This is a genomic window from Streptomyces sp. rh34 (assembly GCF_002551245.1).
Lineage (GTDB): Bacteria > Actinomycetota > Actinomycetes > Streptomycetales > Streptomycetaceae > Streptomyces.
The window spans coordinates 1-12,262 of record NZ_NTGZ01000218.1; the positions used below are offsets into that span (position 1 = coordinate 1).

Annotated in this window: 11 protein-coding genes and 2 pseudogenes; 4 read left to right on the forward strand and 9 right to left on the reverse strand. The window is 71.1% G+C overall.

What is annotated here, in order from left to right:
• Position 1: 1 nt before the first annotated feature.
• Positions 2-400 carry an MmcQ/YjbR family DNA-binding protein gene (locus tag CR470_RS29040; RefSeq protein ID WP_097870469.1) on the reverse strand — a complete coding sequence of 133 codons (399 nt, stop codon included), beginning with the start codon at positions 398-400 and terminating at the stop codon, positions 2-4.
• Between the two features lie 224 nt (positions 401-624).
• On the opposite strand from CR470_RS29040, the gene CR470_RS29045 reads away from it, so the two are divergent.
• From CR470_RS29045 to CR470_RS29055, 3 genes are all read left to right on the forward strand, one after another.
• On the forward strand, positions 625-4,125 hold the full coding sequence (locus tag CR470_RS29045) for a ThuA domain-containing protein (RefSeq protein WP_097870470.1): 3,501 nt from the start codon (positions 625-627) through the stop codon (positions 4,123-4,125).
• Between the two features lie 8 nt (positions 4,126-4,133).
• Positions 4,134-4,994, forward strand: a complete 861-nt coding sequence (locus CR470_RS29050) for a sugar phosphate isomerase/epimerase family protein (RefSeq protein ID WP_179892401.1) — start codon at positions 4,134-4,136, stop codon at positions 4,992-4,994.
• A 136-nt stretch (positions 4,995-5,130) separates the two neighbouring features.
• Positions 5,131-5,544 (forward strand): hypothetical protein, encoded by a 414-nt coding sequence (locus CR470_RS29055; protein ID WP_097870471.1) that lies wholly within the window; start codon positions 5,131-5,133, stop codon positions 5,542-5,544.
• A 100-nt stretch (positions 5,545-5,644) separates the two neighbouring features.
• On the opposite strand, the gene CR470_RS29060 is transcribed toward CR470_RS29055, so the two are convergent.
• The 3 genes and pseudogenes from CR470_RS29060 to CR470_RS29070 form a co-directional block, all read right to left on the reverse strand.
• Positions 5,645-6,475 carry an ABC transporter ATP-binding protein gene (locus tag CR470_RS29060; protein ID WP_097870472.1) on the reverse strand — a complete coding sequence of 277 codons (831 nt, stop codon included), beginning with the start codon at positions 6,473-6,475 and terminating at the stop codon, positions 5,645-5,647.
• A complete protein-coding gene (locus CR470_RS29065) occupies positions 6,472-7,494 on the reverse strand; it encodes an ABC transporter substrate-binding protein (protein ID WP_097870473.1) in 1,023 nt (340 codons plus the stop codon). The genes CR470_RS29060 and CR470_RS29065 overlap by 4 nt, the downstream gene beginning before the upstream one ends.
• A 26-nt stretch (positions 7,495-7,520) precedes the next feature.
• Positions 7,521-8,382, reverse strand: a pseudogene (locus CR470_RS29070) (ABC transporter permease).
• A gap of 146 nt (positions 8,383-8,528) precedes the next feature.
• On the opposite strand from CR470_RS29070, the gene CR470_RS29075 reads away from it, so the two are divergent.
• Positions 8,529-9,551 carry a LacI family DNA-binding transcriptional regulator gene (locus CR470_RS29075; RefSeq protein ID WP_097870474.1) on the forward strand — a complete coding sequence of 341 codons (1,023 nt, stop codon included), beginning with the start codon at positions 8,529-8,531 and terminating at the stop codon, positions 9,549-9,551.
• Between the two features lie 29 nt (positions 9,552-9,580).
• Here CR470_RS29075 and CR470_RS29080 read toward each other — a convergent pair whose 3' ends face one another.
• The 5 genes and pseudogenes from CR470_RS29080 to CR470_RS29100 all read right to left on the reverse strand — a co-directional run.
• Positions 9,581-10,165 (reverse strand): GAF domain-containing protein, encoded by a 585-nt coding sequence (locus tag CR470_RS29080; protein WP_097870475.1) that lies wholly within the window; start codon positions 10,163-10,165, stop codon positions 9,581-9,583.
• On the reverse strand, positions 10,162-10,785 hold the full coding sequence (locus CR470_RS29085) for a GTP-binding protein (protein ID WP_097870476.1): 624 nt from the start codon (positions 10,783-10,785) through the stop codon (positions 10,162-10,164). Before CR470_RS29085 ends, CR470_RS29080 begins: the two co-directional genes overlap by 4 nt.
• Positions 10,763-11,134, reverse strand: a complete 372-nt coding sequence (locus tag CR470_RS29090; RefSeq protein ID WP_097870477.1) for a DUF742 domain-containing protein — start codon at positions 11,132-11,134, stop codon at positions 10,763-10,765. The genes CR470_RS29085 and CR470_RS29090 overlap by 23 nt, the downstream gene beginning before the upstream one ends.
• Positions 11,135-11,136: 2 nt before the next feature.
• Complete coding sequence (locus CR470_RS29095) at positions 11,137-11,571, reverse strand: roadblock/LC7 domain-containing protein (protein ID WP_097870478.1); 435 nt, start codon at positions 11,569-11,571, stop codon at positions 11,137-11,139.
• Positions 11,568-12,262, reverse strand: a pseudogene (locus CR470_RS29100) (ATP-binding protein); the annotation flags it as partial. The gene CR470_RS29095 and the pseudogene CR470_RS29100, both read right to left, overlap by 4 nt.

Genomic DNA, 12,262 nt, shown 5'->3' on the forward strand with positions numbered 1-12,262 from the left:
CTCACCCCTCGCCCTCCCCCGCCGCCCCGCCCTCCGGCACGTCCAGCTCCGGGTGCGCCGCCACCAGCCGGCGCGGGGCGGCCTGCCGCCAGGAGTCGGCGAGGACGGCGGCCAGCTCAGCCGCGTCCTCCAGGGCGGACAGCCGGACACGCATCCAGGCGTAGTGGTCGTCGTGCCCCTCACGGATGAAGAACTTCTCCGGCTCGGCGGCGATCAACTCGGCACGGTCCTCCCGGGGGCACTTCACGCCCATCGCCGTCTCGTCGTCGCCGAGCGAGGCGAAGATCTTGCCCGCCACCCGGAAGGTCGGCTGCCCCCAGGCGAGCTTCTCCGTGGTGGAGGGCAGGGACAGAGCGGCCGAGCGGACATCGGCGGCGGTGATCGCGGCGTCGGCGGGCATCCCGGGCCTCCGTTTCCAGGGCCCCCGGCGGCTTCTCGCCGGGATTCGACCGTAACGCCCGGCACCGACATCCACGCGCGGCCGGGCCTCCCGCCCCGCCCCGCACGCTGGGCCCTGCAGACCCATTGACCCCGTCGGAGAGCTGAACCTACTCTGAACGGCGTACTTCAGAAAGCGCTTTCTACACATCCTGCAGTCGGCATCTACCGCACAGGGAGCGCCCCATGAGACGCCGTTCGTTGAGCCGGGCCGGCCGTGTCGGCCGATCCCCCGGCGGCCCGTCCCCCCTCATCTCCCTCACCTCTCTCCTGGCGCTGGTCCTCGCCCTCCTGGTGGCGGCGCCGCCCGGCGCGCAGGCGGCAGCTTCGTACCGGGTGCTCGTCTACTCCGAGGTCACCAACTTCGACCATCCCTCGATCCCGGCCGGGATCGAGGCGGTGCGGAAGCTCGGGGCCGAGCACGACTTCGAGGTGGAGGCCACCGCCGACTCCTCGGTCTTCAACGACGCCGACCTCGGCCGGTTCCAGGCGGTCGTCTTCAACAACACCAACTCCACCCCGGAGACGGGTGACCTGCTCGACGCGGAGGAGCGGGCCGCCCTCCAGCGGTACATCCGGGCGGGCGGCGGCTGGGTGGGCCTGCACTCCGCGTCCGCCGGCGAACGCGACTGGGAGTGGTACGGGGGGCTGGTCGGCGCGATCTTCGACAAACACCCCAGCCCCCAGACCGGCCGGGTCAAGGTTCTCGACCACACACACCCCTCGACCCAGCACCTTCCCGACCTCTGGGAGCGCCAGGAGGAGTGGTACAACTGGCGCGCCAACCCCACGTCCAAGGTGCACACCCTCGCCCAGATCAAGGTGCGCGACGGGATCGACGGGCTCGACGAGGGCGTGGACCACCCGTTCTCCTGGTGCAAGAACTACGACGGGGGCCGCTCGTGGTTCACCGCGGGCGGGCACGACAAGGCGTCCTTCCAGGAGGAGGGGTTCGTCAAACACCTCCTCGGCGGCATCCAGTGGGCGGCCGGCGCTGCGGAGGGCGACTGCACCGCGACGCGCACGGGGTCGTTCCAGCGGACCCCGCTCGCCACGAGTGATCTGGCCGACCCGTTCGAGCTGGCCGTCGCTCCCGACCGCCGGGTGTTCTTCGCCCAGCGGACCGGCAAGCTGAAGGTGATCGATCAGGAGACGATGAAGGTCTCCACCGCGCTGGACTTCGCGTACACCCCGAAGATGACCAGCCAGTCGGACGGACTGCTGGGGCTGACACTCGACCCCGGCTTCGCGCAGAACAACTGGCTCTACCTGCTGTACTCCGACAAGGTCGAGAAGAGGCTGAACCTGTCCCGTTTCACCGCGGACGGCAACACCGTCGACCCGGCGTCCGAGAAGCGGCTGCTGACGGTGCCGACGCTGCGCGGTGAGGGCCGGGCCAACTCGCACATGGCCGGTTCGCTCGCCTTCGACAAGGACGGCAACCTGTACGCGGCTACCGGCGACAACACCGACCCGTTCGCCTCGGACGGCTTCACGCCGATCGACGAGGGCGAGGGCCGCCGCGCCTGGGACGCGCAGATGACCGCGGGCAACACCAACGACCTGCGCGGCAAGATCCTGCGGATCACGCCCGAGGACGACGGCACGTACTCGGTCCCCGAAGGGAACCTCTTCGCCCCGGGTACGGAGAAGACGCGGTCCGAGATCTACGCGATGGGCATGCGCAACCCGTTCCGTATCACCACCGATCCGCTGAGCGGCGCCCTGATGGTCGCGGACTACGGCCCCGACGCCCGTCAGGCGAAGGCGGACCGCGGCCCGGAGGGCACGGTCGAGTACACCCGTATCACGGAGGCGGGGAACTTCGGCTGGCCGTACTGCGTCGGGAACAACACCCCGTTCAACGACTACGACTTCACGACGAAGACGTCCGGGCCGAAGTTCGACTGCTCGGCGCTGGTCAACGACTCGCCGAACAACACCGGCCTGCGGGAGCTGCCGCCGGCCCAGCCTGCCACGGTCTGGTACGCCTACTCCGCCTCGGCCGAGTTCCCGGAGGTGGGCACCGGCGGGGGCGGCCCGATGGGCGGCCCGGTCTACGACTACGACCCGGACAACACCTACCGGACCAAGTTCCCGGAGTACTTCGAGGGGAAGGCGTTCAACTACGAGCTGACCCGGCGCTGGTTCAAGACGTTCTCGTTCCAGAGCGAGGACCAGACCTTCACCGATCCCCGGTTCGACCCCGTGAGGGCGGGGGACCTCCAGTCGATCAACGGCATCTTCGAGGACATGGAGTGGAACCAGCCCTTCGACGCGGACTTCGGCCCCGACGGAGCGATGTACGTCATCGACTTCGGTCTCGGCAGCGGTACCGGCCGCGGCGGCAGCAACGAGGGCGCGGGCATCTACCGGATCGACTACGTCGGTGACGGCCGGCTGCCCGACGCCAAGATCTCCGTCGACCGGGACAGCGGAACGGCCCCGCTGACCGTGAAGTTCTCCAGCGAGGGCTCCGGCCTGCCGGGCGATCAACCGGTCGGCTACGCCTGGGACTTCGACGGTGACGGCACCACGGACTCGACCGAGGCCGACCCCACACACACGTACACCGCCAAGGGACTGCACACCGCACGGCTGACCGTGACCGGCCCCGACGAGCTGACGGCGCTCGCGGTGCGGGACATCACGGTGGGCAACACACGGCCCGAGGTGACGATCCAGCAGCCGCCGGACGGCGGGATGTTCGGCTTCGGGGACACGATCCCGTTCACGGTGAAGGTGATCGACCAGGAGGACGGTCGGAGCGGTCCGATCGACTGCTCGCGGGTCGTGGTGCAGTCGCAGCTCGGCCATGACACCCATCTGCATCCGCTGGACAACTACACCGGATGCGCGGGCGAGATCGTCACCGACGCCGGGGACAGCCACGGTCCGGGACAGAACCTCTACTACGGGATCACCGCACAGTACGAGGACAAGGGCGCTGCCGATGCCCCGGCGCTGACGGGCTCCACCTCGCTGACCCTGCGAACCTCCTTCCGTGAGGCCGAGCACCGCACGGCGACGGGCGGCGCGGGCGGCGGTGTGGACATCGGCAGCCGGTCCGAAGCATCCGGCGGGAAGCGGCTGATCGAGATCGAGGACGGCGACTGGGTCGGCTTCGACCCGGTGAACCTCAAGGGTGTCGACTCGGTGACGGTCGGCGCGTCGTCCGGCGGGCTCGGCGGCACGGTGGAGTTCCGGGCCGGCTCCCCCACCGGCGCGCTGCTGGGCTCGGTGGAGATCCCGAACACCGGGGGCTACGAGAAGCTGATCTCCCCGACGACGAAGCTCAGGAACCCGGGCGGCACGACCACGCTGTACGCCGTCTTCACCAACCCGGACTGGGCTCCCGGCAAGGCCGATCTGCTCTCGGTCGACTGGCTGCACTTCAACGGTCCCGGCGTGGAGAAGAAGGGCGGGACCAAGGTGACGGTGGAGGCCGGGCCCGCGTCCGGGACCGCTCCCCTCACCGTGTCGCTGAGCAGCACGGTCAAGCCCGCGCGGGGCCGCTCGATCGCCTCCTACCACTGGGACTTCGGCGACAACGTGAAGCCGTCCGGGCCCGAGGGCGCGTCGGCGACGCACACCTACGACCGCAAGGGCGCCTACACCGCGCGTCTGACGGTCACCGACGACAAGGGCGACACGAGTACCGGCGCCGTCCGCATCGATGTGAAGTGAGGAGTCCCATGGGAAGGCAGCGCACGAACGAAGCCCGGAGAGCCATTCTCGGAACGGCGTTGGGGGCGGTGGCCGCCGTCGGCCTGGGCGCGGCCCCGGCCGCCGCGGCCGGCCGGCGTATCCCCCCGTCGGGGATCGGGATGCACCTGTACACCATGCGGACGCCGCTCGCGGCGGACTTCGCGGGGACGCTGGAGCAGCTCGCGGAGATCGGGTACGCGACGGTCGGCGTCAGCGGCCGGTACGGCAACTCCCCTGCCGGGATACGGCGGATGCTGGACCGGACCCGGCTCAAGGCGGTGCTGGAGCACGTCGGCTACACCACCGTGACGGGCTCCGGACTGCCGCAGGCGCTGGAGGACGTCCACACGCTGGGCGGCAAGTGGATCGTGGTGCCGAGCCTGCCGGGTTCGCTGCACTCGCCGGACGGATACCGGGAGGTGGCACGGCAGTTCAACCGGGCGGGGCTGGCCGCCAGGGAGTCGGGGCTGAAGCTGCTCTACCACAATCACGGCGGCGACCACGAAGTGGTGGACGGCGTCAGCCTGTACGACATCCTGCTGAACGAGACCGATCCGGAGCTGGTCGGCTTCGAGCTGGACCTGTACTGGGCGGCCGACGGCGGCTCCTCCGACCCGGGCGACCTGTTCGTCCGGCACCGGGGCCGCTTCCCCGCGCTCCATGTGAAGGACATGGCGCCGAACGGGGACTTCGCGGACGTCGGGTCGGGGATCCTGGACTTCCCGGCGATGTTCGACACCGCGCGGCAGGGCGGGGTGAAGCAGTGGCTGGTGGAGCACGACGCCCCGGCCGATCCGTTCGCCTCGGCGCGGGCCAGCTATCGGTATCTGTCCCGGCTGCGCTACTGAACGGCGGTGCGGGAGGTCCGGCCCCGGGTGCGCGGTTCGGCGCCCGGGGCCGGACCGCGTTCCGGGCCAGCACCACGAGCGCCCATAATGAGCCTCCTTGACGCTACCGAGTCCCGCTACCGGGAGGGGCCCCGAGATGGACATCGCCACGGTCTCCTGGTCGGTCCCCTGCGAGACCTGCGGGGCGGATCTGCGCTGTTCGGGGACGCAGGCCGTGAGGGACGACCGCGTGTGGTGGGACGAGGAGCACCAGTGCTCCCGCTGCGACTCGACGGTGCTGGTGTGCGACGGCGAACTCCCCGATCACCTGCGTGCCCGCATGCTCGCCGAGCACGGCGCGGCCCGACTGGTCCTGGTGGAAGCCCCGGCCCGGCGGCTGCCGGTCCTCCGCGCCCTGCGGACCGACGGCGGGCGGACGCTCCCCCAGGCGCGGGCGTTGCTGGAGCGGATACTCGACGGCGGCCACCACGGCACCGGGCCCGAGATCGAACTGCTGGCGCGGAGGCTTCGCGCGGCCGGCCTCGAGGCCGAAGCGGTGCGGCAGCCGTAGGCCTGCCGAGGGGGGCGACGCACCCCGGCACCCGTAACGCGACCGTGCCGGGCAGGAGGCCTGCCCGGCACGTACCGCTTCCTGTCGCCCTTCGTCCCTCTCAGTCCTGCGCGGACACCGCGCCCAGCAGATCCCGGATGTGCGCCGCCGCGGCACGGAACTCCGGGCGGCCCAGCGTCTCGCTGTAGTCGCGTTCGGCGGGCAGAGCCACCTCGATGATCTCCGTGACGGTGCCGGGGCGCGGGCTCATCACCACGACTCGGTCGGCCAGGTAGACGGCCTCCGAGATGGAGTGGGTGACCAGAAGGACCGTGGTGCCGGTGGTCCGCCAGATCCGGTTCAGCTCGGTGTTCATCTGCTCGCGGGTGAGGGCGTCGAGCGCGCCGAACGGTTCGTCCATCAGGAGGACCGGCGGTTCGTGCAGCAACGCCCGGCAGAGCGCGACGCGTTGCTGCATGCCACCGGAGAGCTCGTGCGGGTAGGCGTCCTCGAAGCCGGTCAGGCCGGTCATCCGGATCAGCTCGTCGGCCCGGCCGCGCGCCACCGCCGGCTCCATGTGGCGGATCTCCGCCTGGAGCAGGATGTTGCGCAGCGCCGAGCGCCATTCCAGCAGGGCCGCGCGCTGGAAGACGTAACCGATGTCGTGCCGGGCCCCGGTGACGCGCTCGCCGCCGAGCAGGACGTCCCCCGAGGAGGCGGTGAGCAGGCCGGCCACCAGCTTGAGGAGGGTGGACTTGCCGCACCCCGACGGTCCGACGATGGCGACGAACTCGCCCGGCGCCACGTCCAGCGACACATCGCCGATCGCGGTGACGTCGCGCTTCTTGCTGCGGAAGCGGACCGACACGTCCGCGAGCCGGACCGCCGCCGCGGGGCCCGCCCCCGCGGCCGCCCCGGCGCGAGGCGTCGTCTGCTGCTTCTGCATCGTCATCCCTTCAGCGCCTTCTCGGTGTCCCAGTAATCCGCCACGGCCTTCGGCTTCGTGACCATGCCGGCCTCGGCGAAGACGTCGATGGTCTGCTGCCAGTCCGCCTCGGTGTTGACGCCGGGCGCCTTGCCCTCGGTCGCCGCCGTGTGGAGCAGGGTCAGCGTCGTCGCGAACTGCTCGGACAGCACCGCCTTCGGCGGTAGTTGCTCGGAGGCTCCTTCCATCGCCGCCACGGCCGGCTCGGGCGCCTTCTCGGCGGCCGCCCACGCCTCGCTGGCCGCCTTCACCATGCGCTCCGCCACCTCCGGCTTCGAGCCGAGGATCTTCTGCCCGGCGAGCAGCCCGTTGGAGTAGAAGTTCAGTCCGTGTTCGGAGAACCGGAGGTACGAGACCGGTTTCTTGGCCTTGTCCCGCATGATCGGGCCCTGGTCGCTCGCGTAGCCGAGCAGCCCGTCGGTCTTCCCCGAGATCACCGCGGCGATCTTGCCCGCCGGGTCGGTGTTCTGGACGGTGACGTCCGATTCCCCGATGCCGTTCTTCTTCAGGAAGATCGGGAAGGTCTTGGACAGCGCGTCCCCGGCCGTCCCGGCGATCGTCCGCCCCTTCAGATCGGCCGGCCCGTCGATGCCCTTGGCGTCGAAGGACTGTACGGAGGCCGGGGTGGTCTGGAGGAAGACGCCGAGGCTCTTCACCTTGACGCCCTGGTCGACGCCGGCGAGCAGGGCCGGGGTGTCGGCCCAGCCGAAGTCGGTCTGCCCGGCGGCCGTCGCCTGGACCGTCTTCTGGGAGCCCTGGCCCGCCCGGATGTCCAGGTCGATGCCGTGCTTCTCGAAGATCTTCTGCTGCTTGCCGTAGTAGAACGGCGCGTGTTCGCCGTACGGATACCAGTTGAGCGTCAGGGTGACCTTGTCCAGCTTCTTGCCGGAGTCACTGGTGCTGGTCGACGTCTCCTCGCCGCCGCAGGCGGTGGCGGCCACCAGGGCGAGGGGTACGACACCGATCAGGAGTCTGCGCGCATGCATGGGCTGGCCCTTCTCGCGACGGGGATTCAGAACGTGGTGGTGGCCGAGGACTCACGCCGGCTGGCGTGCCACGGCAGGAGCAGCTTCTCGGCGATCTCGACGATGACGAACAGCACGACGCCGATCAGCGACATCACCAGCAGCCCCGCGAAGAGCATCGGGGTGTCGAGGTTGCCGTTGGCCTGGAGGATGACGTAGCCGAGTCCTTCGTTCGCCCCGACGAACTCGCCGACGACCGCACCGGTCACCGCGAGGGTGACGGCCACCTTGAGCCCGGAGAACAGGTGCGGCAGCGAGGCCGGGAACCGGATCTTCACGAAGGTCTGCCAGGGCTTCGCCCCCATGGTGGCCGACAGTTGGAGCATCTCGGGGTCGACCGCCTTGAGTCCGGTGACCATCGAGATCACCACCGGGAAGAAGGCGATGAGGACGGCGATGAGGATCTTGGGGGCGATACCGAACCCGAGCCACACCACGAACAGCGGGGCGATGGCGATCTTCGGCACGACCTGGGCGAAGAGCAGGATCGGGTAGAGCGTGCTCCACCGTCGAGGAGTAGACCATCACCACCGCGGCGAGCACGCCGACGGCGACCGCGATGACGAAGCCGAGGAGCGTCTCGTACGTCGTCACCCAGGTGTGCTGCCAGAGGTACCCGGTCTTCGAGGTCAGGACGTCCAGCGTGGCGCCGGGCGACGGCACGAGGTAGGGCTCGATCAGCTCGGCGGCCGCGATCACCCACCAGGCCACCAGGGCGGCCAGCAGCAGGGCGAGGGGCCGCCAGCTCTGCTCCGCCGCGCGGGCGAGCCGCTCCCCGGTCGTGGGGCCGTCCCTGCGGGCGACCCCCGCCACATCGGCGGGGCGCTTGGCCAACGCGCTCTGGCTCACGGTGAACTCCCTGGACTTCGGGGGCAGTTGTGGAGACCTGTGCAATGCTGCGATGCTGCGGGCCCTGACCGTGAAGGCGCTTTCAGAAAGCGCTTTCTGGTACACCGGTCCACCCCGATACGCGACGCCGGGCCCCCGCCGCCCATGTGACGCTCGACGCGGTGGCGCGCGAGGCGGGCGTCTCGCTCGCCACCGCGTCCCGGGCACTGAACGGCACCACCCGGGTCCGCGACGACCTGCGCGAGCGGGTCCGGGCGGCGGCGGACCTCCTCGGCTACATCCCCAACGCCCACGCCCAGGCCCTCGCGAGCCCCGAGGGCACCCGTACGGTCGGGCTGATCTGCCACGACGTCGGCGACCCCTACTTCGCGGGCATCGCCGGCGGAGTGATGCGCGCCGCCGCCGAGCAGGACCTGCTGGTGATGCTGGCCTCCACCTTTCGCGAACCCGCCCGGGAGATCGCGTACGTCTCGATGCTGCGGGCCCAGCGGGCCCGGGCCATCCTGCTGATCGGCTCCGGTTTCCAGGACCGCGCCTGGGAGCGGGCGATGGCCGCGGAGCTGGAGCCGTACGTCCGGGCCGGCGGCCGGGTCGCGGTGGTCAGCCGCCACCGGAGCATGCGGGTGGACACCGTGCAGCCGGAGAACAGGGCGGGTGCGGCGGCGCTCGCGGCCTCGCTGGTGGCGCTGGGGCACCGGGACTTCGCGGTGCTGAGCGGGCCTCCCGAACTGACCACGGTGGCCGACCGGTTGGCGGGGTTCCGCGAGGGGCTCAGCAAGGCGGGCATCACCCTGGAGCGGGTGGTGCGGGGCGCGTTCACCCGGGAGGGCGGGCACGCGGCGGCACGGCAGCTGCTGGCCTCCGGGGGCTCGCGGCCGACCTGTGTGTTCGCGGTGACCGATGTGATGGCCGTCGGCGCGCTCGCCGCTCTGCGGGAGGCCGGCGTACGCGTCCCGGAGGACATGTCGCTCGCGGGGTTCGACGACATCCCCGTCGTACGTGAGGTGTCGCCGCCGCTGACCACGGTGGCGCTGCCGCTCACGGAGATGGGCGAGCAGGTGATCGCTCTCGCGTTGCGGACACCGTCGGGGGCGGGGCGCTCCCGGGTGCTGCGGATCGGGGGAAAGGTGGTCCTTCGGGGCAGTACCGGTGCGCCGCCCGGGAGTTGAGCACAGCACCGCCTGCAGAGGAGGTGGCGTCAGAGAGGGTGATGGCCCTCCCGGTCGTCGATCTGTCGGACGAGTTCATGGGCGAGTGACTTGATGGTGTCGAGCCCGGCCCGCCCCCAGGGGCGCGACACCGTGTCGACGGCACAGACGGTGCCCAGCGCGATGCCGGTGCGGTCGATCAGCGGCGCCCCGAGGTAGGAGCGGATGCCTATGTCGTCCACCACCGGATTGCCCGCGAACCGCGGGTAGTCGCAGACGTCGTCCAGGACGAGGGCCTTGCGACGGACGAGGACGTGCGGGCAGTAGCCGTGGTCGCGGGCCATGTACCGGCTGCTGCGGTTGCTGCGCGCCGCGGCCGAACCGAGGTCCTGGCCGCCCCGGTTGCCCGTCGGCGTGTGGAGTCCCGCGAAGAACTGCCGGTTCTCGTCGATGAAGTTGACCATCGAGAAGGGCGTGGCGGTGACTTCGGCCACCTTGTCGGCGAAGGCGTCGAAGTTGTCGTAGGAGGCGTCGGGGCGTTCGCCGAGATCCAGCTCGCGCAGCCGCTGTGCTCGGGCCGGTCCGTGCCGGTCGGTGGGCGTCAGGAGCATCCGGCCGGTGGCGAAGGATGTCACGGGTGGGCTCCGAAGGTCTGCAGTGGGGCGGGCGCCGTGGTGGCGTTGATGAGGTGTTGTACGAGGGTGACGAGCGCGCCCGTGCCGGAGCTGGCGATCCGGGCGTCGCACAGGACGACGGGCACCTCGGGCCTCAGGTCGAGCGCGGCGCGGACCTCGTCCGGCTCGTAGCGGTAGGCGCCGTCGAACTCGTTGACGGCGACGATGAATCCGATGCCGCGCCGTTCGAAGAAGTCCACCGCGGCAAAGCATTCGGCGAGGCGCCGGGTGTCGGCCAGCACCACGGCCCCGAGGGCGCCCTGGGAGAGTTCGTCCCACATGAACCAGAAGCGTTCCTGGCCCGGTGTGCCGAACAGATAGAGCACATGTTGCTCGGAGAGGGTGATGCGGCCGAAGTCCATGGCGACGGTGGTGGCCGTCTTGGACTCGACGCCCTCCAGATCGTCCGTCCCCACGCTGACCTGGGTCAGCAGTTCCTCGGTGCTCAGCGGGGCGATCTCGCTGACCGCGCCCACGAACGTCGTCTTGCCGACACCGAATCCACCGGCGACCAGGACCTTGAGTGCCACGGGGAAGAACTCGGAGGTCCGGGTGCGGTCAGAGCTGTCGTCGTAAACCATCGAGCACTGCCTCCAGCAGGGATCGGTCGGTGGGCATGTCGTGGAAAGCGGGAGCGTGCGCGGTGACCGCGCCGCAGGCGACCAGGTCCGAGAGGATGACCTTGGCGACGCCCGCGGGCAGCCGGAGGTGCGCGGCGATCTCGGCGACGGACATCGGCCCTTCACACATGCCGAGGGCCACCGCGTGCTCCGGGCCGAGCGGAATGTCCGGCTCGATGCCCGTGGCCATGATCAGGGACAACAGGTCGAACGCGGTGGACGGCCGGGTGCGGCCGTTGCTGATCGTGTACGGGCGGATCAGCCGGCCTGCCGCGTCGTCGAGCAGGGGCCCGTCCTGCGGGGCCGGCATCCTCAGCGCCCCGGAGGGAACGGCGCCCCGGCCGGCTGTCGCAGCGGGGTCGTCAGATAGGGGCGGACGCTCTTGACCAGCATCGCCATCTCGTAGCCGAGCACCGCGGCGTCCGCCTCGCGCCCCGAGAGGACGGCGAGACAGGTGCCGGATCCCGCGGTGGAGACGAACAGGAGCGTGGAGTCCAGTTCGACGACCACCTGTCGTACGTCCCCGTTGTCGCCGAAGCGGGCCCCGGCGCTGCGGCCCAGCGAGTACAGGCCGGCCGCCAGGGCCGCCATGTGGTCGGCGCTGTCGGGGTCCATGCCGTGCACGGATTTCACCAGCCCGTCGGCGGAGAGCAGGACCGCGCTGCGTGTATAGGGCACGCGTTGTACCAGTCCGCTCAGCAGCCAGTCCAGGTCCGAGACCTGACCGGACGGCATATCGGTCGTCATGGTGTCTGCTCCTTGAAGGTGGTGTCTTTGCGGGGTTCCGGGACGGTCCGGCCCGGCAGGAAGGGATCCGCGGGGAACGCTCCGGGCTCGCCCGGTTCGCGGTCGTGGGCCCTCTCGGCGTAGGTGCCGCGCTGGTACGCGGGGCTGTCGTGCGGATACGCGTCGGGCGGGTAGCTGTCCGGTACGGGCGGGCCGGCCGCGGGCAGTGGGTGGTCCGGCCGCGACGCGACGGCCGGGCCGGGGAGGTCGGACGGGGCTGGTCGGTCGGGCCGGCCGGGGAGGTCCGGCGGGGTGGTGGCTCCGCGTACGGGAAGGGGCGAGAGGGACTCCAGCGGGGCGTCGAGCGCGGTCTGCCCCCCGGTCCCCCTGCGGCCGGGGCCCCCGTGTCCGCCGTCGGGGCTCTCCTCCTGGGCGGTCCGGGCCTCGGCGAGATCGACGCCGCGCCGGAAGGCCGCCATGAGCCCCGGGTCGTGGATGGCGTGCTCGTCCTCGACGCGCGGGGCGGGCGCCTCGCGCAACTGCGGGACGAGGGATTCCTGGTTCGTCCTCTTCGGCAGTTCGGGCCGGGAGCGGGACGGGACCGGCCGGTCGTCGCGCTCGTGGACGGTCGCCGGGTCGGTCCTGCCGTCGTGCCCGGGCGGGGAGGCGTGCGGAGCCGGGCGGTCGACGCGCTCGGCGCGCAGCGGGAGGG

Bases quoted from the DNA above. Each gene is read 5' to 3' on its own strand.
- CR470_RS29040 (WP_097870469.1), bottom strand. From the start codon at position 400: ATGCCCGCCGACGCCGCGATCACCGCCGCCGATGTCCGCTCGGCCGCT.
- CR470_RS29045 (WP_097870470.1), top strand. From the start codon at position 625: ATGAGACGCCGTTCGTTGAGCCGGGCCGGCCGTGTCGGCCGATCCCCC.
- CR470_RS29050 (WP_179892401.1), top strand. From the start codon at position 4,134: ATGGGAAGGCAGCGCACGAACGAAGCCCGGAGAGCCATTCTCGGAACG.
- CR470_RS29055 (WP_097870471.1), top strand. From the start codon at position 5,131: ATGGACATCGCCACGGTCTCCTGGTCGGTCCCCTGCGAGACCTGCGGG.
- CR470_RS29060 (WP_097870472.1), bottom strand. From the start codon at position 6,475: ATGACGATGCAGAAGCAGCAGACGACGCCTCGCGCCGGGGCGGCCGCG.
- CR470_RS29065 (WP_097870473.1), bottom strand. From the start codon at position 7,494: ATGCATGCGCGCAGACTCCTGATCGGTGTCGTACCCCTCGCCCTGGTG.
- CR470_RS29085 (WP_097870476.1), bottom strand. From the start codon at position 10,785: ATGGTTTACGACGACAGCTCTGACCGCACCCGGACCTCCGAGTTCTTC.
- CR470_RS29090 (WP_097870477.1), bottom strand. From the start codon at position 11,134: ATGCCGGCCCCGCAGGACGGGCCCCTGCTCGACGACGCGGCAGGCCGG.
- CR470_RS29095 (WP_097870478.1), bottom strand. From the start codon at position 11,571: ATGACGACCGATATGCCGTCCGGTCAGGTCTCGGACCTGGACTGGCTG.